The organism is Bartonella sp. AC535YNZD, from assembly GCF_042196625.1.
In the GTDB taxonomy this organism is placed as follows: Bacteria; Pseudomonadota; Alphaproteobacteria; order Rhizobiales; family Rhizobiaceae; genus Bartonella.
Genome location: NZ_JBHIQP010000001.1, coordinates 46,379 through 71,579 on the forward strand (window position 1 = coordinate 46,379; position 25,201 = coordinate 71,579).

Consider the following 25,201-nt stretch of genomic DNA (forward strand, 5'->3'; position numbering starts at 1 on the left):
CAAGTTTAATTTTTATTCCTCATTGAATATCCTCACTGCCTATCACAAGATTGATTTTTTGGTTTCAATCGCACGATTAAATCAACATGTGAAATTTCCATACCTTCTGGTGGCTTAGGCAAATTTCTAATAATGGGAGCTTCTTCCAAATTATAAGGAATATCAAGAATACGATTTTCGCCTTCTATATAAAAATGGTAGTGATCAGAGGTATTGGTATCAAACCAAGTTTTTGAGCCTTCTACGGCAATAATCCGTAATAATCCCGCTTCCGTAAATTGATGAAGTGTATTATAAACCGTTGCTAAAGACACAGGTACACCTGCCCTCACCGCTTCCTCATAGAGCTCTTCAGCAGTAATATGACGATTTCCTTGAGAAAAAATCATATGTGCAAGTTCCAACCGCTGACGTGTTGGACGCAGACCATTTTGACGCAAACGTTTTTCTAACATAGAAATGGAATAATATTGCACAACTTTTCTACACTCTTTTGTGGACTGTTGCTCTTCATTCATATCTAAATTGTCTGCACTCACTGACATATTACAAACTCAAATATATTCCTGCTAAATAAGATCAAAATACAAAAAAATGGGAATAGTATGGTGTAATCTTGTATTCCATTTTTAAATAATTACCTATGTAGAATACATAAAAAAAGGCTTTTGTCATTAAAAATGATATAAAACCATTTCCCTCTCTTTAAAATTTGCTCTAAAAGTAGGTTGGGAAAAGCGCAGAAATTAAAGATATATGCAAATAAATGGAGTAACAATGGCTGAACAAAAGTCTCGCTACACGTATGAAGAGCTTCTAAGCTGCGCTCGCGGCGAAATGTTTGGTAGAGGTAATGCGCAATTGCCAGCACCGCCAATGTTGATGATTCATCGAATCACTCAAATTAGTGAAACTGGAGGTAAATACGATAAAGGAATGGTTCGCGCCGAATTTGACATTACACCAGACATGTGGTTCTTTAATTGTCACTTTATAGGCGATCCCGTTATGCCAGGATGTCTCGGACTGGATGGTATGTGGCAATTAACAGGTTTTTTTCTTGGTTGGCTAAACGAACCAGGAAAAGGGAGAGCGATATCAACAGGTGAAGTAAAGTTATCAGGGATGGTAACTCCACAAACCAAAATTCTTGAATATGAAATAGATTTTAAGCGTATTCGACGTGGAAATTTAGTCTTAGGAATAGCTGATGGGTGGCTAAAAGCAGATGGAGAGACTATTTATAAGGCAAACGATTTACGCGTTGCTTTATTCAAAGAAGATTGAACATTGTTTCCGTCAGAAAAAACTTTTCACTATTCTGTATGGAACGAGGAGGTATGAATGCGTCGAGTTGTTGTAACCGGAATGGGAATTGTCTCCGCAATTGGAAATAATCCTGGAGCTGTTTTAACTAGTTTACGTGAAGCAAAATCCGGAATTTCTTACGCACCTCAATATGCTGAATTAGGCTTTCGTAGCAGAGTTTATGGCAAACCTGATATTAATATAGAAGAACTCGTAGATCGACGTGCTCTCCGTTTTCATGGGCGTGGAACAGCATGGAATCACATCGCTATGGATCAAGCAATTGCTGATGCAGGTCTAGAACCGCATGAAGTATCGAACGAACACACGGGTATTATTATGGGTTCTGGAGGTGCTTCAACACATTCAATCGTAGAAGCTGCTGACATTACACGCCAAAAAGGTCCAAAACGTATTGGACCTTTTGTTGTCCCTAAAGCGATGAGTTCTACAGCATCTGCAACATTAGCAACTTTCTTTAAAATAAAAGGGATCAATTATTCAATCTCTTCAGCTTGTGCTACCTCCAATCATTGTATTGGTAATGCTTACGAAATAATTCAATATGGTAAACAGAAGCGCATCTTTGCTGGTGGCTGCGAAGATTTGGATTGGACACTCTCTGTTTTATTCGATGCCATGGGCGCTATGTCCAGTAGATATAATGACACCCCTCACAAAGCTTCACGCGCTTATGATGTTAATCGTGATGGTTTTGTCATTGCTGGAGGAGCTGGCGTTTTAGTTCTTGAAGATTTAGAACTTGCTAAAGCACGTGGTGCAAAAATCTACGGAGAAATCGTTGGATACGGTGCAACATCCGATGGACATGATATGGTTGCCCCATCAGGAGAGGGAGCAGAACGATGCATGCGCATGGCCCTTGCAACAGTCAATAATAAAATTGATTATATCAATCCCCATGCGACAGCAACTCCTGTTGGTGACCCTCCTGAGATAAAAGCTATCCGTCGTGTCTTTGGAGCTGGTGATCAATGCCCCCCTATTTCCGCTACCAAATCTCTAACAGGACATTCCCTGGGAGCAGCAGGTGTTCACGAAGCAATCTATACATTGTTAATGATGAATCATAATTTTATTTGTGAAAGTGCCCATATTGAAGAACTTGATCCAGCTTTTGCTGATATGCCTATCGTTCGTGAACGACGTGATCATCAACAACTGAATACCGTATTGTCAAATACTTTTGGCTTTGGCGGTACCAATGCAACGCTTGTTTTCCAACGTTATGTATAAACAAAAGTTCTTAGTAATTGAAAAAAGTACGGTCTTACGGAGAATAATATGAAAGGTTTGATGGAGGGCAAACGCGGCCTTATTATGGGAATTGCGAATGACCATTCAATTGCTTGGGGCATTGCCTGTCAGCTCGCACAAGCAGGAGCTGAATTAGCGTTGACTTATCAAGGAAATGCTTTTGGAAAACGTGTTCATCCCCTAGCAGATAAACTTGGCTGCAAATTAGTGCTAGAGTGTGACGTTGAGAAAAGTGAAAATATTGATTACGTCTTTGAGCAACTTGAAAAAGAATGGAAAACAATTGATTTTATTGTCCATGCCATTGGTTTTTCAGATAAAAATCAGCTAAAAGGGCGTTACGTTGATGTCACAACACGTGAAAACTTTCAACGCACGATGGTTATTTCAGCTTATTCCTTTACTGAAATTGCCCAGCGCGCGGGTAAACTTATGCCCAATGGAGGAACACTTTTAACTCTTACCTATGGTGCTTCACAGCAAGTTGTGCCTAATTATAACATCATGGGTGTTGCTAAAGCAGCTTTAGAAGCTATGGTGCGTTATTTAGCAGCGGACTTTGGTCCTCAAAATATCCGCGTCAATGCAATTTCCGCTGGTCCTGTTAGAACCTTAGCAGGTAATGGTATTGCAGCTGCACGGGCAATATTTTCACATCAACGCCGTAATGCCCCATTACGTCGTACCGTGAATATTCATGAAATTGGAAAATCTGCTCTTTATCTACTCTCTGACTTATCATCAGGTGTTACAGGTGAAATCCATTATGTTGATTCAGGCTATAACATCATGTCTATGCCAATACTTGAAGAACTAAAAAAAAGTGACGATTCCCAAGAAGGATAATTTTTATTTCATTGCACTAAAAAATAAAATCAATCATGTACATAGTGCTTTAGTCGGGTATTGAGTACGTTCTCAACTATATAAAGTGTATTGACTTATAATAATATGACGTAAGGCATATGTGCAAATGTTTGTAAGAATAAGTGAACACAAAACCAGATGTACTATGCCTTGTTTCGCAAAATATTTTATAAAAGCCGGAATATTTCTTCAATCCATGGTTGATAAAGTGTGTATTTTATGACGTTATTTACCTTACTAAAGCATACGCTTTTGCCATTGTTTATAAATCAATATCCAACCCTCATGCCACCCCAGTTTGAAACAGAGATTAGAGAATTATTAAAACCCTTAGTTTCAGCTTTTGTATAGCAAATTGAAAAAAATATTCCTACCGTTTGATTTATTCTTGAAACGCAAATACAATCTAATTTAGGAAGAATATGAAGGCGTAAAGAAATCAATCATTAATCTTACTATTATTCTTTAATGAGGCTTTACGATTTTAAAAGCATCTATATCAATGTTTTTTTAATAATGGAGGTTACGCTTTACCTCACACCTTTATTTTTCTCATTCTTTAATGAAAGCATTTCTCTAATGTATCAGTTAAAATAGAACGCCTAAAAATACTATAGCTGTTGCTCTTTCATGCATTTTTTTTAAAGATATCTCTCAATGCACGCCATTCCATTTCACAATGGTACCTGTAAAACATATAAAAATCCCTGTGAAGTACATAAAATCCTTTTTTCACCACCATTTTAATGTTTATACAGATGACAAACTGACACTGTCATTTTACTTGCCATGTTCTAATGTTGAAACAACCCTTGACACTTGAGATGATTCATTAGAAGTATTTTTAATAATTTTTATCCACATACTAACCCGCTTGTGACAAGCAAACACATATTTTTAATTAACTCAATACAAAAATAAAATGAATTATTCATATAAATCAATTTTTTATCTTTATAATCACATTATTTTTCAGCTTAAATGACAGCCACAAACAAGTACAATAATATTTTTTTCAATCTTAGACTTTCAAAGTTATAATTCCAAAAATCATTTTTTGCATATAAAAAACAAAATTGACATGTGAGAGAATAAAAGGCTTAAATATCTCTACTGAACAGCTTCAAGTGCCAAGAGCTGTCTCAACATTGGGAGGTGTAATGATGCTCGTCTTCCTCCTTCATAAACGTAAAGATGGGGATGCGCACAATAGCTTTATCGTTACACTATTCACGGTCACCGTCGCAAATTGGACTTGGGAATTTTAAGAGAGGTCTCTTTAAAACAAGCACGTGAGTATGCAACAGCAATCGTGTTTTTTTGGCGTTCTATTTTACCTGATACATCAGAGAAATGCTTTCATTAGAAAATGAGAAAATAAAGGTGTGAGATAATCTCCATTATTTAAAAGATATTGCTTTAAGATAGCATAAAACTGAATTTAAAAATGATTTTAGAAATGGGAACTGATTTTCAGCTTTAAAATTTCATCTTCTTCCCAAATTAGATTGTCTTCTTGTTTTAAAAAATTACAAAAACAGAGATTCACAATATCCCTTCCCCAATATTCTTAGCTTATACGTTACATAAATAAGATGCTTCTACCTAATGAGTCTTGTATTATTCTGTTTGCAAATATCATTGTGAGATGAATTTAAGAGACAATAAAAGTATCTTGTTCATTACATTACATAAACATGTGTAAGTGGAAACGATAATTTATCTTAAAAGAGATAGCTCTTAGATAAAAGCAAAAACTTTTATATTTCAGCCATGTTTCATAAAGAATCGAATGATATGAATCTATAATTTGCTGGAATATGACTGCCTTATACAACCATTAATACAATCTATTTTATATGTCTATCATAGCATGTTTCTATTTTTTACGATTGGAATTATTAATAAACAGGATATCATTGTATTTCGTCCTTGAGGGCGCGGCCTAGTAATGTGTTTGCCGCTTCAGTTATGTTTTTACCACAATAGAGAATTTGATAAATTTGTTCTACAATGGGCATTTCTACCCCAATACGCTGCGCCAACGTATGTACTTCCTTGGTATTTAAGTATCCTTCCACAACCTGACCAATTTGTTTTTCTGCTTCTTTTATATCTATTCCTTTACCAAGAAGTATTCCAAAACGGCGATTACGCGACTGATTATCAGTACATGTCAAAACCAGATCACCTAAGCCTGTCATTCCCATAAATGTGGCAAGCTCAGCACCCATAGCCCCCCCTAAACGACTGATTTCAGCTAGTCCTCGTGTGATAAGAGCTATTCGTGCATTTGCCCCAAAACCTATGCCATCTGATATTCCTGCACCAATAGCAATAACATTTTTGACTGCCCCCCCTAATTGAACACCAATCATATCTGAACTTTTATAAACTCTAAAACTTTTGTCACAATGAAAAAGTTGCTGCAATTCTTTACCAAACTCAACATCAGAAGCTGCTATCGTCATTGCAGTAGGCCAACCAATAGCTAGTTCTTGAGCAAAAGTTGGTCCAGAAAAAACAGCTAAAGGAATTTTTTCACCTAAAATCTCACGAGCAACCTCTTGTAAGAAACGTCCAGTCCCATGTTCTAAACCTTTTGTAGCCCAAATAACGCGTGAATGCTGATCTAAATAAGGCTGAATATTATACAAGACTTGATGAAATACATGGCTTGGAACAGCGATTAATATATTGTGACTTGCCGTTATTGCAATTTCAAGGGAAGCTTCAAGTAATAAATTTTCAGGAAATTGAATATCGGGTAAATATACTTGATTACAACGTTGTTCCTGTAATTCTTTGATATGTTGAGGACTATATCCCCAAAGTAAAACATTATGACCATTACGGGCAAGAGCTATCGCTAATGCAGTACCAAAAGAACCAGCACCTATAACTGTCATTGCAACGGTTTTCATTAAATTTTCTAATTATTCTCTAAATTTTTGATTTCAATTGCATATTATTATTACAAATAATTTTAATGCTATCTTTAATATAAATTCTTTAAATCTAAAAATATTACTGCTTCATAGCTTTTTTATCTCACACAATATAAAAACTTGTTGCGCACATTCTCTTTCTTTGTAGTAAAATTTTACAAACATCACTTTTTGTATATTCTACAGATAGCTATTTGTCTCAAAAATTAAAGATTGACTAAATACCCCACAGACTTTCTCTTTTAAATTAAAAGTATATTCAAAATAATAATACTCATTCCACTGATATCTTGTACTTATCTCCTGCTTTATATCCTACGAATTTCTTCTACGGAGCTGATACATGCCGCATCAGCTCCGTAGATATTTCTAACAACTACTCCACAGGAAACTGCTGCGTATTTTGATCTTGCCCCATGGGCATTTCTGAACCAGGTGCTTGATCTACAGGAGTTTGCGTACTTAGACCCTGCCCCATGGGCATTTCTGAACCAGGTGCTTGATCTACAGGAGTTTGCGTACTTAGACCCTGCCCCATGGGCATTTCTGAACCAGGTGCTTGATCTACAGGAGTTTGCGTACTTAGACCCTGCCCCATGGGCATTTCTGAACCAGGTGCTTGATCTACAGGAGTTTGCGTACCTAGACCCTGCCCCGTGGGCATTTCTGAACCAGGTGCTTGATCTACAGGAGTTTGCGTACTTAGACCCTGCCCCATGGGCATTTCTGAACCAGGTGCTTGATCTACAGGAGTTTGCGTACTTAGACCCTGCCCCATGGGCATTTCTGAACCAGGTGCTTGATCTACAGGAGTTTGCGTACTTAGACCCTGCCCCATGGGCATTTCTGAACCAGGTGCTTGATCTACAGGAGTTTGCGTACTTACACCTTGCTCCATCGAAACCTCTGAGCCCTGTATCTTTTCTGGCTGTTTTCTTACGGATATATCTTTGTTTGATAACGGCTCAGATACTGAAGAACCATCTCTACTTGATATTTCCGGTTCAATAACACGTCCTGAGCCACCCATCATATTATAATTCAAATGAGAAATAGCCCACCATGTACCCCCAATAATAATAAAAACACAAATAGCAGCAAACCATAACGCATTTAAATTCCACTTGGCATCTGGACCAGAACTCAAGTGTAAAAAGAAAACAATTTGTACTACAATCTGAATAATCGCCATCCCAATAAGATATGCAACTTTTGTACTGACTGCCCAACTTTCCATCATTCCATACATCACAGGAATAAAAGAACCCAAGGTGAAAAATACAGCCAGAATAAAACCGACCAAATAGGAACCAGTACTGGGACCATGTGTTTCATTTTGCATGCTCATCACAACGCTCCTAATAGATAAACCATGGTGAAAACACCAACCCATACAATATCAAGTAAATGCCAAAAAATGGAAAGGCACGCTAAACGTGTTTTATTATCCTGATCCAAACCATTACGACGAAGATGACAAAACATCACGACCATCCAAAGAAGACCAACACTCACGTGAAGACCATGGGTGCCAACCAAAGCAAAAAATGCTGACCAATAAGCAGAAAGTATCTCCCGTCCAAAAAGCTGTAAACCTGTTGCAGGATCAATACCCGCATAAGCATTTGGATCGAAATAAAAAACCTCACTCAAAAGTTCATGAAATTCGTAAAGTTCCATACCAATGAAGCAACACCCCAATACAAAGGTAATAGCCATCCATAAACGCACACCACTGATGTTATTTTTATGTGCTTGTACCATTGCAAAGCCATAAGTGACGGATGAAAACAACAAGAAAGCAGTCTCAACCAAAACAAACTTTAAATCTATAAACTCACTGCCCGCTTTACCACCACCATAAGAAGCAGAAAAAACAGCAAAACTTGAAAACAGTGTCGAAAACAGGATTAAGTCTGAAAGAATATAGACCCAAAAACCAAACGTCATTACCGAGCTACTATCGTGGTGAAGTTCATCTATAGTACTCGCGTTATTCATTGTTACAGCACTCATACTGTCACTCCTTGTTCTTTAAGAACAGCCGTAAAGGCATCTTCAGTTTTTTGCACTTCTTCAGCTGGAATATAGTAACCATGATGATCACCTGTTAATGAATGACACACAAGCGTTGCAATAAAACCAATCAGTCCAACAGCAGCAAGCCACCAAATATGCCAAACAAGTGCAAAACCAACAACTAATAAGAAGAATCCCGCAATAATTCCAGCCGATGTATTCGACGGCATATGAATTTTTGTGAATCCACTTGTCGGACGTTGATAACCACTTTTCTTCATATTCCAATAAGCATCATCAGACTGTATCTTTGGAAGGAGGGCAAAATTGTAGGCAGGAGGCGGTGAAGAGGTAAACCATTCAAGTGTACGTGCATCACCCCAAGAATCATTCAACGTTACCGGTAGGTGACCTTTATGCTTAATACCGTACCAAATCGCCAAAACAACCTGTAACACAAAACAAAGAATACCAAGCAAGATAATAAAAGCACCTAGAGCAGCAATAATAAACATCGGCTGCCAACTAGGTTCCATGTAATGCTGGAGACGACGTGTTGCACCCATTAAACCAAGCGCATAAACAGGGAAAAACGCAAGGTAAAAACCAATAAACCAACACCAGAAAGATGCAATACCTAGTATGCGATTTGGTTTATAACCAAAAGCTTTTGGAAACCAAAAAGCAAGCCCTGCTAAATAAGCGAAAACCACACCTCCAATAATTGTATGATGGAAATGCGCTATCAAAAAGAGCGAATTATGAAACTGCCAATCTGCAGGAACAATAGATAATAAAACACCAGTTAACCCACCACCAACAAACGTAAAGATCATTCCCATGCACCAAAGCATTGGAGGCTCAAAGCGAATCCGACCTTTATACATCGTGAGCAGCCAATTAAAGACTTTTACACCTGTTGGAACTGCGATGATCATCGTAGCAATACTAAAGAAGGTATTTACAGCTTCACCACCACCCATTGTAAAGAAATGATGTCCCCAAACAAGAAGCGAAAGAATCAAAATAACCACCATGGCCCATATCATGGAAGTATAACCAAAGAGGCGTTTTGAAGAAAAAGTTGAGACAACTTCAGACACAATGCCAAAAGCAGGAACAACCAAAACATACACTTCAGGGTGACCAAAAACCCAAACATAATTAATCCACACCATTGGATTTCCACCACCAACGTTAGTAAAGAAATTCATGTTCAAATAACGATCACATGCCAAGAGCGCAAAAGCAACAGTTAAGACAGGATAAATAACTACAATAAGAACATTGCTGACAAAAGCGCTCCAACAAAAAATAGGCATTTTCATCATTGTCATTCCAGGAGCACGCATTTTAATCATCGTTGCAATAAAATTCACTGATCCCATTGTTGTTGCAATACCAGAAAGCTGAAGAGACCATAAATAATAATCTACCCCTGTATCTGGACTCGTTTGTAATTCTGTAAAAGGTGGATACATCAACCAACCACCACGACCAAAATTACCAACACCTAGGGATATATTAATCAAAATCGCCCCAGCTGCCGTAATCCAAAAACCCAGATTATTTGCAAAGGGAAAAGCAACATCACGCGCACCAATTTGAAGCGGTATAAGATAATTAAAAAGACCAAATAAAATAGGCGTAGCCATGAAAAAAATCATGATCGTACCATGCGCCGAAAAAATTTGATCAAAATGCTCAGGAGGTAAATAACCTGCTGTTTCACTCCCAAGAGCTAAAGCTTGATGCGTTCGCATCATAAGTGCATCCGCAAAACCGCGAACAAGCATAATAATTCCAAGAACTATATACATTATGCCTATGCGCTTATGGTCAACAGTTGTAATCCAATTTCGCCATAAAATTCCCCACCACCCAAGCGCTGTCAGAGCAACGACAGCAATTAAACCAACCAAAACAATCGCAATACATGTATACAAAACGATCGGTTCATGTGCAAGCGCATGAAAAGCACCTGCCGTAGGATCTGTAAGTCTTCCAAACATTTCTCAACCCATTTCAAATGAAATTTAAGTTTAAAAGAAACCTTATATTAAAAATATTAAAAGGGCTCTTTCTCTATTGACCCTTTAAATAACATCAGGATCAAATACTGAACACAGTGCACCCCATAGCGTCTGAGCAGCAGCACGTTTCATTAAATCTTCATTACACACCGTATTTTCATCGACACATCGATTAACAACACGATAGTAAAGCCGCTTCTCAACAGGTGCAAAATAACGAACTTCAGCATCTTTTTCCTTCGCAGCAATATCACCCATACGAGGCGCAATAGAAAGTTGACGATAAGATGTACGATCAAGTACTCGACCATTAGCCCGAGCTTTTACAATCCAATCCTCAAAATCCCGCGAAGACACAGAATGCCACTTAAACCGCATACCCGAAAAACCATCACCACTGTAATTTGCTGAGGTCCCTTTGAATACCCCTTGTTCTTCAGCGACCAAATGCAACTTAGCATTCATCTGCGGCATAGCGTAAAGAACCGTACCCAATTTGGGAACCCAAAAGGCATTGACAGAATTCTCTGACGTCAATTGCAATAAAACTTGACGTCCTTCAGGCGCGTAAATTTCATTAATCGATGCAACACCATATTCAGGATAAATAAAAAGCCACTTCCAATCAAGAGCTACAGCATCAATCTGCAATGGCTTTCCTTCACCCACCACCTCTACTGGAAGGGGATTTGTAGGCTCAAGCTTATAGGTATAATAAGTTGTTAATGAACCTAAAACCATTATGATTACAATGGGAATACTCCACATCAACGCTTCAATTTTATTTGAATGCGCCCAATCAGGAGAATAGTCCGCTTTCACATTCGATGCACGATATTTTATAGCTAAAAATACCACACTCACCATTACTGGAATGACAACGCAAAGCATAACAGCCACACAAACAACAATCAAAATTAACTGTTGACGTGCAACATAACCTGATGGCTGTATAACATCAATTTTACAACCAGACAAAAGCAGTGCTCCCCCTAAAATCACAAGCATCTCTAATTGTCTAACAAAGCTTTTCATCTTCATTTACCCCCGTCATACGCACTAAAAATTGTCATAATATAACACCTTAATATTGTACAGATTTGAAAATAATTATCAAGTGAATTCAATGCCAATACTACTCTTATCCAACGTTTGCTCTTTACCTATCACAAATTAATTATTTTGCTTAATTGTTTTGCAATATACTCAAGTGCAAACCGATATCCATCACCTCCACACCCAGTTATGATAGCGTCTACACCTGCAGATGTATAAGAATGGTGACGAAAAGCTTCACGCTGATAAATATGAGATAAATGAACTTCTACTTTCGGCCCTGAAAACATTTTTAGGGCATCGAGAAGTGCAACAGATGTATGACTGTAAGCCGCTGGGTTAATGATCAATCCAGAACTTGCCTCTATTGCTTCTTGTATCCATGCTACTAATTGCCCTTCACAGTTACTTTGATAAAAATTTATTATGATATCATTTTTTTTTGCCCATTCTCTGCATCTTTTTTCAATACCTTCTAGAGTTTCAGTTCCATAAATTCCTGGCTCACGTTGACCTAGAAAATTTAAATTAGGACCATTTAAAATCGTTATTATCTCTGACATAGCAAGCCTTTTCTTTCAGAGTCATCACTTATTAGAAAAATATTTAGCATGTTTTTTACAGCAATAAAGCTCCATTCTTAATCTCAAAAAATTCTGCGCGTCCTTTTAAGTCATCAAATAAAACACGATCTGTTCCTGTCATAAATGTTTGTACAGCTAAATCATCAAGAATATCAAATAGAGCAGCACGTCGATGCGAATCAAGATGAGCAGCCATTTCATCAAGAAGAAGAATGGGAGATCTTTCCGACATCATACCTGTTAGACGTGCATGACACAAAACTAAACCTGTTAGCAGCGCTTTTTGTTCACCTGTTGAACACGATGTTGCTGTTCTATTTTTATCAGAATAAAAAACCTGCAAATCTGCACGATGTGGTCCTTCTAACGTCCGACCAGCAGCACGATCCATTGCGCGATTATGCCGTAATCGATCACAAAATTGTTCTTCAACTTCAGTTGCTGATATTTCATTAAGAGCTGTTTCTAAAAAACCATCAATTTGCAAAAAAGCTCGTGGAAAAGGTATATGAGACGGCATTTGTGTAAACATGTCATTTAAAAGCCGAATAACATCAACACGCGCCGCAGAAATAGCTGTCGCCAATTCTGCCATTTGCTTTTCTAAAGCATCAAACCAAACACAATCTTCATTTCCATCTAAAAACAAACGATTTCGTGCGCGCATAGCTCTATCATAATCGGCTATGCGGCGCCTATGCAACGGATCAATCGCCAAAACCATACGGTCCAAAAAATTACGGCGCTCAAGTGAAGGACCTGTAAAAAGACCATCCATAGACGGTGTTAGGACACTAATATGACAATAATCTGTTAAGCAATCACCTGGTTCACTCACACCATTAATATGGACCTTTCGACTGTTATCGCTAACCTCCAAAGCTGTACCAATCTTTACTTCACCATAAAGAGCACATTCAAGACGTGCAAATACAACGAATCCTTCACCTCCGCCCTCTACAAAGCTAACATCAGAATAAGCAGCACGTCGCAAACCACGACCAGGAGAAAGAAAAGATAACGCCTCTAAAAGATTCGTCTTACCAGCACCGTTATGGCCAGTAAAAACCACATGCTGACCCGAAAAATGAATATTAAAAAAAGAATAATTACGATAACGTAAAAGCTTCAGCTGCCTCACTGCCACTTTGTGCACACGACTCGCCATGCATTGCAAAACAATTGCCCCTAAACGCGAATAGGCATCAGTACATAAAGCACATCCGCATCATCATTATCACGAATCAGAGCTGGTGCTCCAGCCTCAGCCAACATAAAAACCATCTCATCACTTGAAAGCTGCCCAGCAATATCCAAAAGATAACGTGAATTAAATCCTATCTCAAGCGGTTCAGATGCATAAGTTACTGATAACTGATCTTCTGCACTGCCCGAATCTGGGCTATTAACAACAAGCCTTAACTGTCCATGCTCAATCGTTAATTTAACTGCACGCCCCCGATCACTTGAAATCGTTGAAACACGATCAACTGCAGAAGAAAAGTCCTGCCTATTAACAATTAATTCTTTATCATTTCCAAGAGGGATAACACGTTGATAATCTGGAAATGTTCCATCAATTAATTTTGATGTAAAAATCACAGAGCCTATAGAAAAACGAATTTTTGTCTCCGAAAGCTCTATACATACATCGCTATCATTTTCTTCTGAAAGAAGTTTTTGCAATTCTCCTACAGCTTTACGGGGAACAATAACTCCAGGCATTCCCTCAACTCCCGAAGGAGCTTCCATCTCAACTTGTGCCAAACGATGACCATCAGTTGCAACCAAACGCAATTTCAAAACACCATCATTAATAATATGGAAATAAATACCATTAAGATAATAACGGGTTTCTTCAGTAGAAATAGCAAATTGTGTACAATCAAGTAAATGTTTTAAGCCTGATGCCGATAGAGAAAAACGATAACCAAATTGCCCAGGAAGCGACTCTGGAAAGTCTGCCTTCGGAAGACATTGAAGCTGAAAATGTGCACAACCCGAAACAACGGACATTGTACCTGCTTGATTCTCATCGAGGGATAATACAACTTCATTGCTATCAGGAAGTTTTCGAATGATATCATAGAGCAAATGTGCCGGAACAGTTGTTGCTCCAGCTTGTTTAACATTAACTGCAAAAGATTCCATAACCTCTAAATCAAGGTCTGTTGCTTTTAACTGTACACGGCCATTTTCTGCATCAATCAACACATTCGATAAAATAGGAACAGTATTACGGCGCTCTACCACACGGTGAACCCGACCAAGAGACTTGAGAAATTGACTGCGATCAACTGTAATACGCATAAAAGCCCCGTATGATTTACTAAAAACTATAAAAATTCCTTAGAATTAAAGAATAGATCCCTTTAGAGAATCGCCTGCTAGAGTTTATTAAACCTCTCTTAAAATGGCAAGTCACTCCTGTATAAGAAAAAATAAATCTTTTCATTAAATTCTTTAAAGTCTCTCCAAAGAAAGAAACGATAAACACTATACAGCCTGTTCTCCAATCAACCGCTTAAGCAACTCAAGTTCCTTAGCCAATGTCTGATCACCACAAACCAAATCTTCAATTTTACGCACAGCGTGTAAAACTGTTGTATGATCACGCCCACCAAAACGGCGCCCAATTTCTGGTAATGAGCGAGGAGTTAATACTTTTGCTAAATACATCGCAACTTGCCGTGGCTTCACAACCGTACGTGTTCGGCGATTAGACAACAAGTCCTGTTTAGAAACATTATAATGGCGCGCTACCGTACGTTGAATTTCTTCAATCCGAATTCGCTTAGGTTCTCCAGGACGTGTCAAGTGACCTAATAACTCATCAATCCGTTCTAAAGATAAATTAGACTCAAAAGATTGACGAAATAACAACTGATTAAATGCTCCTTCAATATCACGTCCCGACCCTAAAACCGTTTTGGCAATATATTCCAAGATATCATCAGAGATTGATATCATGCCATCATCTTGTTGTGCCACCTTTAACCGCTGGCGCAACATTTGTAAACGCATTTCATAATCTGGTGCTTCAATTTCAAGTGCGACTCCTCCTTGAAGACGAGATCGAACGCGAAGATCAAGCGATTCTAATTCTGCTGGTGGACGATCTGCAGCGACAACAACTTGTTTTGCACTATCAAGCAACATATTAAGCAAATGGCAAAACTCATGTTGTATCGACTTTCCCTGCAAAAACTGCATATCATCAATAATCAAAAGGTCGATATCACGAAGCTGTTCTTTAAAAGAAAGAGCATCATTATCACGAATAGCTGTTGCAAAACGCCACATAAAATATTCAGCAGTTAAATAAATAACGCGCGCAGACGTTAAACGCTTCAATGCAGAAGCAGCAATCGCTTGAAGCAAATGTGTTTTTCCCAAACCAACAGATGCGTGAATAAAAAGAGGATTAAAACGCAAAGCGCTTTTATGCCCCTCCGCAATTGAACGTGCAGCTGCTAAAGCAACACGATTAGAAGCCCCCTCAACAAAACTTTCAAAAGTATAGCGAGAATCAAGTGGGGATCCAAAAACTCCCGTTTGAGAATTCTTAACTGAATGCTCTGCGCAACTTTCAACAAAAGATGAAGTCGCCTGCTCCTCTAGCACAACAGGAGGAACACTTCTTTTACAAACGACATCTCTTGAAACGCGTTCCATACCACGAACAATAACTTCAACACGAATAATTGCTGAATTCTCTTGTTTCCATAAATGAGTCAAAAGAGAACCATAGTGATTATTAATCCATGAACGTAAAAAAGCAGTAGGAACAGAAAGCTTTACAAGAGTATGACTATATTCAGCAAGCTTCACACGTCCAAACCAACTGGTATAAGCCTCAACACCAACCTGCACCTTTAACTGCGCCATAACACGGACAAAAGCCGCCGCACTTTCCTCCTCTGAAACAATAGAATGCCCTATAGAAGCATTTCTACAAACGTTCTCATCACTTTCCGTCATCCTATTCTTTATTATGTTCTCTGCCGACAGGATATTTACCGAAACCCTTTTAAAGGAACTAGCTTTAGAGTTCAATTTATCCACCATCTTCCATCCTGATAAAAATAAAATTTTGTCCTGCCAAACAACTAAAATAAATCTAGCGAAGGCAAAACGCCCTACCCCAAATAAGATTACTCACCCTCCCCTAGGATAGCCTCATCACAACCCCACTAACAAAGATGACCAATAAGATTTATTTGCACTCATGATATGACCCACCCTTCTAAAATGGTAAACATATCCATTAAGAAAACTAAAAAACCGCCAGAAACCTCTCCAACACAAAAGTTTCGAAAAACCTAAATCAAAACATCTTGTATTCAACAAAATACATAATAATGCGCTGATGTGACCCCTTCATGCTTCTTAGTCTTCATAAGAACCATACAAAACAGCAGAGGTAAAATGCAAGAGGTCAAAATAAAATCAAAAAACCCGAAAAAAATGCTTATATTAATGAGGACTGAAAAAAATATTGATTCAATTCATTTTTTTTCTCTAAATTTACCAATAATTAAAGAATCTCTTCAGATTTAAAAAAAAAAATAAAATGCTTGACAAAAAAGACTCTGTACAAATCCACAAAGCTTGTGGATAACCATACCTCCCCCTATAAACTTTCTCTCCTTTTTCAAGTGGAGAATCATTATCGATTCTTATTTTCAATAGAAACCTTTTGAAATAATAAACAAAAAGCCAGCACCCTCATGGATACTGGCTTTGTTCTCAATTAAAGGAAAAAAAGCTTAAACGCTGAGAGCCTTCAAGCGTTTAGCTAAACGTGATACTTTCCTCGCAGCAGCATTTTTATGAAAAACCCCTTTAGAAACTGCACGCATAATTTCAGGCTCAAAATTCTTAAATGCAATCTCTGCAGATGCTTTATCGCCACCCGCTAAAGCATCATCAAACTTACGTATAAAAGTACGAACGCGTGAACGGCGGGCCTTATTAACCTGTGTGCGCGCCGCAACCTTGCGCACCGCTTTTCGAGCAGAAGGTGTATTCGCCATAAATATAATCTCTCTTTCAACACCTTGGTAAAATGAGTCCTAATAACAACTCTACCAATATAAATAAATCCAACCCAAGCAAAACTATAAAGCTGCCTATAACTGTGTGGCTTATAGCGCAATCCCAAAGCTAACGTCAATTAGATTTTCAAAGATAGTCATAAAAAAACGAAGCTAAACTCTTTGATCCGCAACTTTATAGCTTAATAATAGATATTTCTTAACAAACAAAAGAATTTAAACGGCTAACTTACGTAAGACATATTGCAAAATTCCACCATGATGCAAATAATCTAGCTCATCTTCAGTATCAACACGGCACAATAATGGAACGGTTTTTACCGTACCATCAGAAAAAGTAATTTTCGCTACAGTCTTTTGACGAGGTTTCAAGTTATGAATCCCTTCAATTGTAACCTTTTCATCTCCCTTTAAGCCTAAAGATTTCCAACTTAGTCCCTCCTCAAAGACAAAAGGGACAATGCCCATACCAACAAGATTAGAGCGATGTATCCTTTCAAAAGACTGCACAATCACTGCTTTGACACCAAGAAGATTGGTCCCTTTGGCAGCCCAATCGCGTGATGATCCATTGCCATATTCAATACCTGCAAAAACAACGAGCGGAACACCTTCTTGTTTATACGCCATTGCTGCATCGTAAATGGTTTGTTCTACCGCTGACGGATAATGAACCGTATAACCTCCTTCTCGACCATTTTCCCCTAACATGAAATTACGAATGCGAATATTGGCAAAGGTCCCACGCACCATAACTTCATGATTCCCACGACGCGTTCCATACTGATTAAAATCAGCCACTTTAACACCATGATCCATTAAATATTTCCCAGCAGGAGAAGCTGCCTTAATAGAACCAGCAGGAGAAATATGATCCGTCGTGATTTTATCACCAAATAAACCTAAAATCTGTGCATCCTTAATATCTGGTAAGACATCAGGAGTTTTCTGCATAGCATCGAAATAAGGTGGATTGCGTACATAGGTGGATTGCTCATCCCAAGAATAGGTAGAACCTGTAGGAATCCGAACTTTTTGCCAATTTTCATCTCCCTTAAAGACATCTGCATACTTTTCAGCAAAAACTTTACGCGTAACATTTTCTTCGATAAATTCCTGTATTTCTTGAGAAGTTGGCCAAATATCTCTTAAGTAAATCGGTTGACCATCTGAATCTTCACCAAGAGGTTCCTTGGTTAAATCTTTACACACTGTCCCAATGAGCGCATGTGCAACAACTAACGGTGGTGAAGCTAAATAATTCGCTTGCACATCAGGAGAAACGCGCCCTTCAAAATTACGATTTCCTGAAAGAACCGCAGCTGCAATGATACCATTGTCATTAATCGTTTTGGAAATAGCTGGATGCAAAGGGCCAGAATTTCCAATACATGTTGTGCACCCAAATCCTACTAAGTTAAATCCTAACGCATCTAAATCTTTTTGCAGACCTGAATTTTGAAGGTAGGCTTCAACGACTTGTGAACCAGGTGCAAGAGAAGTTTTTACCCATGGTTTACTTTTGAGACCTTTTGCTACAGCATTTCGTGCCAAAAGACCTGCTGCAATGAGAACACTTGGATTTGATGTATTCGTACAAGAAGTAATCGCAGCAATCACCACATCACCGTGACTCAGCGTATATTCTTCACCTTCGACCTGATAGCGCTCACCTTGTCCAGAAGTTTTTTTGTAGTCTTCGACCAATGCCTTCTCAAAACCCTGCCCAACATTTTCCAATGCAATACGTCCTTCAGGACGTTTAGGACCAGCCATAGAAGGGACAACGGTTCCCATATCTAATTCAATTGTATCACTAAAAATGGGATGAGCCACCATTTCATCATGCCACATCCCTTGTGCTTTGGTATAAGCCTCCACTAAGGCAATCCGATCTTCATCACGCCCTGTCATATTGAGATAACGCACTGTCTCCTTATCAATTGGGAAAAAACCACACGTTGCTCCATATTCAGGAGCCATATTCCCAATCGTTGCCCGATCAGCAAGCGTCATATGCTCCAAACCAGGACCAAAAAACTCAACAAATTTACCAACAACACCCTTTTGGCGTAACACTTGGGTCACCGTCAACACGAGATCGGTGGCGGTTACACCTTCTTTAAGTTTCCCTGTTAGACGAAAACCAATCACTTCAGGTAACAACATAGAAACAGGTTGGCCTAACATTGCTGCTTCTGCTTCAATACCACCAACCCCCCAACCTAAGACCCCTAAACCATTTACCATAGTCGTATGCGAATCAGTTCCCACACAGGTGTCAGGATAAACTGTCTCACATCCCTCTTCCTTCTTCGTCCACACGCATTGTGCTAAATATTCTAGGTTAACCTGATGACAAATCCCTGTTCCTGGAGGAACAACACGAAAATTTTGAAAAGCTTGCTGCCCCCATTTAAGGAAACGATAGCGCTCACCATTGCGATCATATTCATGCTCAACGTTTTCCTTAAAAGCCATGGAATTGCCAAAAGCATCAACAATAACTGAGTGATCAATGACGAGATCAACGGGAATGAGAGGATTGATTTTTTCAGCGTTACCGCCAAGTTTAACCATAGCATCACGCATTGCAGAAAGATCAACAACTGCTGGAACACCTGTAAAATCCTGCATAAGAACACGTGCAGGACGGTAGGCAATTTCTGCCCCGGCACTTCCTTTGTCACTTAACCACTTAGCAACATTGAGGATATCCTCTTTTTTAACCGTGCGACCATCTTCAAATCGCAATAAATTTTCGAGAATAACTTTCATCGAAAACGGTAAACGAGAAACACCTTCAAGTCCGTTCTTCTCCGCTTCGATCAAGCTATAATAAGTATATTCTTTGCCACCAACATTTAATACTCTGCGACAATTAAAGCTATCAATTTGAGTCATGACTGTCCACCCTCATACTATAACCACCCAATTTCCAGGAATGAACAACACAAACTACGAGTCAAGGTCGCAGCTTGAGCGCAGACGCAATTACCTCCGCTATCCATTTCCCCCTCCACCCGCTCATAGGCAAATGCGGAAATCAGCGCCAGAAACCATTTTACACCAGATATTGATGTAAGGTACCCCTTATAGAACTATTTCTAGAACTATTCTAGGTACAATTGCATAAAAAATGTGTTTTTTATTCTATAATGCACTAAAGAATATGAAAATAAAAACAAAATAGGCAATCACATGGTGTTATCAGGCAAAGATCTAGCTGCTTACAGAAACGAGGAAATTCTGTTTCAAGGTCTTTCTTTTTGTTTATTTTCACAGCAACTTATGACAATCACCGGTCCTAATGGTATCGGAAAGTCTACATTACTCCGAATCATTGTCGGTCTTCTTGAAGCTGCTGAAGGTCATATAATCCTTAAAGACCATAATCAAACATACCCTGTTGCAACTGCCTGTCATTACCTTGGTCCTCAAAACGCTATGAAACCTCTCTTATCTGTCATTGATAATTTGCAATTTTGGGCAGAATTTTATGGTCAACATTTACGCTTTGTGCATGAAGCCCTTGCCGATATTGGTCTTTCTGATCTTGAACATTTACCCTTTAACACTCTGTCAACTGGACAACAAAGACGTGTCGCTATTGCCCGTCTTTTACTCTCCTATCGTCCTATTTGGATTTTGGATGAACCAATATCTGGTCTCGATAACCATGCTCAGAAACTCCTTGCCCGTATTTTCCAGCGTCATCTCAATCAAGGTGGTATGATTATCGCCGCGACTCATAATTCCCTAGGTATTCCAGAAAACCATACCATCGCTCTGGAAAAATTTTTACCTCTCTAGGAGAGAATAAAGAGAATAAAATGAAAGCACTGTTCTGGCGTGATCTTAAACTATTATTAGCGCTACAAGCTACTTCACTAACAGGATTATTGTTTTTCATCGCTGTTGTTGTCATAACCCCCTTTGCCATTGGACCAGATCCCAAAACTCTTGCACAAATAGGACCGGGTATATTGTGGTTTGGAGCCCTTCTTGCAGGGCTCCTCAATCTGAACAAACTTTTCCAAATCGATCGCGATGATGGTAATCTCGACCAATTTATCCTTTCAGAACAAAGACAAAGTTTTACACTAATTGTCTTTACCAAATGTCTTGCCCATTGGGTAGGAACAATGCTTCCTCTTATTTTTGCTACACCTATTTTAGCCCTCATGCTTCATTTAGATGTAGTAATAACTTTTACAACAATACTTACCCTTTTATGCGGAACACCAGCTATTATTTTTATTGGTGCTATAGGCGCTGCACTCGCAACTTCATTGTTGCACAGTACTTTGCTTATTTTTATCATTATCTTGCCGTGGATCATTCCAATTATGATTTTTGGTGTTTCCGCTGCTACAGCCCCAATAAACCCAAATACCTCTTTTCTCACTTCCCTAGCTCTTCTCAGCGCTTTTTCACTTCTTTTGAGTCTCTTTAGCTCTTTTGTTGCTGCGATAACGCTTAAACTTTTATCAGAATAATAAAAGTTGATTGCCGCATAGCAAAACTCTGCCTATTATGAATTTTATGAATGAAATAATGCGCACATATAAAATGAGATCACTCCCTATAAGTTTTACCCATTTCATGAAAATAAGCAAAATGATTTTGCCTTGGTTAGCCAGCATAACATTGTGTTTTCTTATCTTTGGATTGATTCTTGTGATGCATTCCCCTGATGACTATCAACAAGGGATTACTGTTAAGATTATGTACCTTCATGTACCCTTTGCGTGGTTGTCTACATTCTGTTATATAACGATGAGTGCCGCGGCATTAGGAAATTTGATTTGGAAATATCATCTTGCTGATGTGGCACTCAAATGTGGGGCGCCCATTGGAGCAATTTTTACCGCCTTGGCTCTCATGACAGGAGCACTTTGGGGGAGACCTACATGGGGAACATGGTGGGTCTGGGATGCTCGGTTAACATCAGTTTTAATTCTACTTTTTATCTATCTTGCTATTATCCTGCTTGGACGAGCTTTCGACAACCCAATAAAAGCCGCGCGCGCTACTGCAATTCTTACACTTGTTGGATTTGTTAATATCCCTATTATTAAATTTTCTGTTAATTGGTGGAATACATTGCATCAACCCGCATCATTGTTACGCGCTGGAGGACCAACAATCGACAATGCTATGTTATGGCCCCTTATAACAATGCTCTTTTGTTTCATCTTTATGTTTATTACGCTCTATTTGATGGCTATGCGAAATGAAATCAATCATCGTTATATCCAAATACTTCAGATAAAAAAATCCCGTCGTGCACAACAATAGGCGCTTCATTATGCTCGACCTAAATGGCATCCACGGCGGACTTTTAGGAAATCTATCTCAGAAAATTGATTTTTTCCTGAGCACCCTTAAACACGAGCAAATTGTTGTTTTAAGCTATGTGCTTTCTGCAATATCCCTCTTATGTCTTATTGGATATATTCTTTGCAAAGCCCTCTACCAAAAAAAAATTCTCCAACAGCTAAACAAAAAAGAGCTGTCACAAAAAGATAAAGTATAATGAAAAACATCCCTCCAAAACTTAAAAAAAATATATCTTTGCCTGTTCTGCTTGTTTTTTTTGGACCATTTGTGCTTTTTCTTCTTCTCATGATGTTTTTTTTCAACTTTATGGATAAAAAACACCTTCAAGATTCTTCTCTTCTCCCAAACGCATTAGCTGAAAAACCTGCTCCCAATATTTATCTTCCTCTTCTTGATAAAGAAAGTTATCTCAATTCAAAACAGTTTAAAGGACGTGTCACATTGGTCAATTTTTGGGGTTCTTGGTGTTTACCCTGTCGCGAAGAGCATCCTCTTCTTATGAAAATTGCACAAGATAAACGTTTTGATCTAATTGGCATTAATTATAAAGATAACAAAGCAAATGCCCTGCGCTTTTTAAACAGTTTTGGTAATCCTTTTAAATTTATTGGCTTTGATGATTCAGGATATACAGCTATTGACTGGGGGGTGTATGGACCACCAGAAACCTTTCTCTTGAATAAAGAGAGTATTATTATTGCCAAACATGTTGGTCCCTTAACATGGCAAATTTATCAAAAAAAAATTCTACCAAAAATTGAACAAGCGATTATGACAGAAGAAAAATAATGGAGGTTTGTAAAAACATAACGTTTTATCATGCTATGTATTGCTATTTTATTTATACGGCCACTTATTCTTCTTAGAAAAATTTGACAAGAGTATTATCATTGTTGATTCAAAAACATATGTAAAGAAATATCTGTAGAACAAACCTCCAAAATATGACAAAAATTTTAAGTAGTTTTCATTTTTCCTTAGCGATTAAATATCTGTTTGGGAGCTTTAGTTTTGATTATTTGGACAAAACAATATTGCTATAGAACCATCGTTAGCTTAGTGACAGCAACAAACTATTGTTTTCAAAATCATATAGTATTTTTTCTCCGCTTTTTTATCTGAAATACACATTGTTATGAGGGGACTTCACCACTATTCTCATCTTTATAAAATAATAAATCTGCTTTTTTGCAGCGTCATTGTTATATTTATTCCCATTACACTTATCTGTTCGTAATAGACTCCATAAAGCCTATATTGAATCTATACATTCTTATTCTCTCGATAATTTCCCTTATGATTATAACTAATAAGCTTTATTGAGTCTTAATAAGATAAATTCGAGTAAGAAAATATGACTACAATCAAAAAGTCTCATTTAACAGAGAAGATAAGTTATGAGTACATAATCAATTTATCAATGAACATTATAAAAGAATTCATTGTAAGAAATAAACTTTTGAGATGTAAAAAGTACAAAAGAAGCTTTTTCGAGAAGAGGAAATATATTTTACAGAGAACTCTTTTTTAAGCACTCTATGACATAATTACTGATTTCAACAGAAAGATCACTCGTATACACTAAAAAAACTCTAAAACAAGAAATATTCTAGAAGTTCATATGAGCTTATGCGTAAACTTTTATGACGCAAATAAAATAGGCTTTTGTTGCAATCATCATTTTTTATGAAAAATATTTGATTATGTTTTTTCTTCTAGAAATTCTTGCGGTGTAAAACGATACGTTTTTGAGCAAAATTCACATGTGACTGAAATATAGTTATCTTTAACCATTTTATTGCGTTCATCAATAGGAAATCCTTCTAGGATTCCTTTAATTTTTTCGCATGAACAAGAACATTGATCGACAAGAGAAAAAGAATTAAAAACTCTAACACCTTGTTCATGAAAAAGACGAAACAATAACTGTTTACTACCCACTTGGGGATCTGTTAATTCTGAACTTTCAATCGTTTTCATGAGTATTTTAGCTTCCTGCCATTGGTTATCCAATTGGGTATGAGTTTTCGTTTCTTCTCGCTTTTGATGAGGAGCATCTATTTTATGATGAGACGATTCTTGGGGTAAAAGTTGGGTCAAAATACCTCCAGCTCGCCAACTTTTCTGCGGTTTTCCTTGTTGATCACGATTAATTAATATGGCAACAGCCAAACGAATATCGGTAGGAATTTGCTCTGATTGATCAAAATAAATACGAGAAGCTTCTTGTAAATTTGATCCCTCTAATGCAACTATCCCTTGATAGGGTTGCATGTGGGGACCTTGATCAATTGTGAAAGCTAAAGTTCCTTTTCCTAAAAGTATTTCTGAAGAGGTTTGACCATTGTCTATGGCTTGTTTAAGCTGTTCCTTATCAAAACGAGCATATCCACGTAAACTGGAAGGAGGCGAAAAATCGCACACCAACATATTAACCGGTCCATCGGAATGGGTTTGTAGAATAAATTTTCCCGTAAGTTTTAGAGAAGTTCCAATCAGAACCGTTAAAAGTAAAGCTTCTGCTAGAAGATAAGAAACCGGTTCAGGGTATTGATGTCTTGTGAGAATAGAATTTAAAGTTTCCCCAAGTTGTACGGCACGTCCACGGATATCAAGTTCTTCAACTTGAAAGGGAATAACACTATCATCTTCATGCAAGAAGTTGTTGTTGAGAGAGGCTTCATCCTTAGCTTGTTCACTCATAGCTT

General features: G+C 38.0%; 19 protein-coding genes and 2 pseudogenes. 8 read left to right on the top strand and 13 right to left on the bottom strand.

Annotated elements, in window-relative coordinates; genetic code table 11:
• Positions 1-32 precede the first annotated feature (32 nt).
• The gene (gene irrA / locus ACFIM8_RS00160) at positions 33-545 is read right to left on the bottom strand and encodes an iron response transcriptional regulator IrrA (RefSeq protein ID WP_375606197.1); all 513 of its coding nucleotides are present in this window, start codon (positions 543-545) and stop codon (positions 33-35) included.
• 232 nt (positions 546-777) lie between these two features.
• Between irrA and fabA the strand changes: the two genes are divergently transcribed.
• Genes fabA through fabI form a run of 3 tightly spaced genes read left to right on the top strand, consistent with a single transcriptional unit; the run spans position 778 to position 3,432 of the window.
• Entirely contained in the window at positions 778-1,287 is a 510-nt protein-coding gene (gene fabA / locus ACFIM8_RS00165; RefSeq protein ID WP_375606196.1) for a 3-hydroxyacyl-[acyl-carrier-protein] dehydratase FabA, read from the top strand.
• A gap of 57 nt (positions 1,288-1,344) precedes the next feature.
• On the top strand, positions 1,345-2,565 hold the full coding sequence (gene fabB, locus ACFIM8_RS00170) for a beta-ketoacyl-ACP synthase I (protein WP_375606195.1): 1,221 nt from the start codon (positions 1,345-1,347) through the stop codon (positions 2,563-2,565).
• 48 nt (positions 2,566-2,613) lie between these two features.
• A complete protein-coding gene (fabI, locus tag ACFIM8_RS00175) occupies positions 2,614-3,432 on the top strand; it encodes an enoyl-ACP reductase FabI (protein WP_375606194.1) in 819 nt (272 codons plus the stop codon).
• Between the two features lie 1,937 nt (positions 3,433-5,369).
• On the opposite strand, the gene gpsA is transcribed toward fabI, so the two are convergent.
• The 11 genes from gpsA to acnA all read right to left on the bottom strand — a co-directional run bounded on the left by gpsA (position 5,370) and on the right by acnA (position 20,054).
• Complete coding sequence (gpsA, locus tag ACFIM8_RS00180; RefSeq protein ID WP_375606193.1) at positions 5,370-6,377, bottom strand: NAD(P)H-dependent glycerol-3-phosphate dehydrogenase; 1,008 nt, start codon at positions 6,375-6,377, stop codon at positions 5,370-5,372.
• A 400-nt stretch (positions 6,378-6,777) separates the two neighbouring features.
• Complete coding sequence (gene cyoD, locus ACFIM8_RS00185; protein ID WP_375614310.1) at positions 6,778-7,743, bottom strand: cytochrome o ubiquinol oxidase subunit IV; 966 nt, start codon at positions 7,741-7,743, stop codon at positions 6,778-6,780.
• A 5-nt stretch (positions 7,744-7,748) separates the two neighbouring features.
• Positions 7,749-8,417 (bottom strand): cytochrome (ubi)quinol oxidase subunit III, encoded by a 669-nt coding sequence (locus ACFIM8_RS00190; RefSeq protein ID WP_375606191.1) that lies wholly within the window; start codon positions 8,415-8,417, stop codon positions 7,749-7,751.
• Positions 8,414-10,432, bottom strand: coding sequence for a cytochrome o ubiquinol oxidase subunit I (gene cyoB / locus ACFIM8_RS00195; protein WP_375607850.1), 2,019 nt, complete (start codon positions 10,430-10,432; stop codon positions 8,414-8,416). Before cyoB ends, ACFIM8_RS00190 begins: the two co-directional genes overlap by 4 nt.
• An 84-nt stretch (positions 10,433-10,516) precedes the next feature.
• Positions 10,517-11,488 (bottom strand): ubiquinol oxidase subunit II, encoded by a 972-nt coding sequence (cyoA, locus tag ACFIM8_RS00200; RefSeq protein ID WP_375606229.1) that lies wholly within the window; start codon positions 11,486-11,488, stop codon positions 10,517-10,519.
• A gap of 131 nt (positions 11,489-11,619) precedes the next feature.
• Positions 11,620-12,072, bottom strand: coding sequence for a type II 3-dehydroquinate dehydratase (gene aroQ, locus ACFIM8_RS00205; protein WP_375606189.1), 453 nt, complete (start codon positions 12,070-12,072; stop codon positions 11,620-11,622).
• Between the two features lie 55 nt (positions 12,073-12,127).
• The gene (recF, locus tag ACFIM8_RS00210; RefSeq protein WP_375606228.1) at positions 12,128-13,261 is read right to left on the bottom strand and encodes a DNA replication/repair protein RecF; all 1,134 of its coding nucleotides are present in this window, start codon (positions 13,259-13,261) and stop codon (positions 12,128-12,130) included.
• A gap of 20 nt (positions 13,262-13,281) precedes the next feature.
• Entirely contained in the window at positions 13,282-14,403 is a 1,122-nt protein-coding gene (gene dnaN / locus ACFIM8_RS00215; RefSeq protein WP_375606188.1) for a DNA polymerase III subunit beta, read from the bottom strand.
• 186 nt (positions 14,404-14,589) lie between these two features.
• Entirely contained in the window at positions 14,590-16,161 is a 1,572-nt protein-coding gene (gene dnaA, locus ACFIM8_RS00220) for a chromosomal replication initiator protein DnaA (RefSeq protein ID WP_375606187.1), read from the bottom strand.
• 701 nt (positions 16,162-16,862) lie between these two features.
• Positions 16,863-17,129, bottom strand: coding sequence for a 30S ribosomal protein S20 (gene rpsT / locus ACFIM8_RS00225; RefSeq protein WP_273790272.1), 267 nt, complete (start codon positions 17,127-17,129; stop codon positions 16,863-16,865).
• A gap of 237 nt (positions 17,130-17,366) precedes the next feature.
• Entirely contained in the window at positions 17,367-20,054 is a 2,688-nt protein-coding gene (gene acnA / locus ACFIM8_RS00230; RefSeq protein ID WP_375606186.1) for an aconitate hydratase AcnA, read from the bottom strand.
• Positions 20,055-20,351: 297 nt separating this feature from the next.
• Between acnA and ccmA the strand changes: the two genes are divergently transcribed.
• The 5 genes and pseudogenes from ccmA (at position 20,352) to ACFIM8_RS00255 (ending at position 23,282) form a co-directional block, all read left to right on the top strand.
• Positions 20,352-20,963 (top strand): heme ABC exporter ATP-binding protein CcmA, encoded by a 612-nt coding sequence (gene ccmA, locus ACFIM8_RS00235; protein ID WP_375606185.1) that lies wholly within the window; start codon positions 20,352-20,354, stop codon positions 20,961-20,963.
• 20 nt (positions 20,964-20,983) lie between these two features.
• A complete protein-coding gene (ccmB, locus tag ACFIM8_RS00240) occupies positions 20,984-21,649 on the top strand; it encodes a heme exporter protein CcmB (protein WP_375606184.1) in 666 nt (221 codons plus the stop codon).
• Between the two features lie 46 nt (positions 21,650-21,695).
• Positions 21,696-22,474, top strand: a pseudogene (locus tag ACFIM8_RS00245) (heme ABC transporter permease).
• A pseudogene (locus ACFIM8_RS00250) lies at positions 22,462-22,714 on the top strand (hypothetical protein). Before ACFIM8_RS00245 ends, ACFIM8_RS00250 begins: the two co-directional pseudogenes overlap by 13 nt.
• Complete coding sequence (locus ACFIM8_RS00255) at positions 22,689-23,282, top strand: DsbE family thiol:disulfide interchange protein (RefSeq protein WP_375606183.1); 594 nt, start codon at positions 22,689-22,691, stop codon at positions 23,280-23,282. The pseudogene ACFIM8_RS00250 and the gene ACFIM8_RS00255 overlap by 26 nt, the downstream one beginning before the upstream one ends.
• 912 nt (positions 23,283-24,194) lie before the next feature.
• Here ACFIM8_RS00255 and ACFIM8_RS00260 read toward each other — a convergent pair.
• The gene (locus ACFIM8_RS00260; protein WP_375608951.1) at positions 24,195-25,196 is read right to left on the bottom strand and encodes an Hsp33 family molecular chaperone; all 1,002 of its coding nucleotides are present in this window, start codon (positions 25,194-25,196) and stop codon (positions 24,195-24,197) included.
• Positions 25,197-25,201 lie beyond the last annotated feature (5 nt).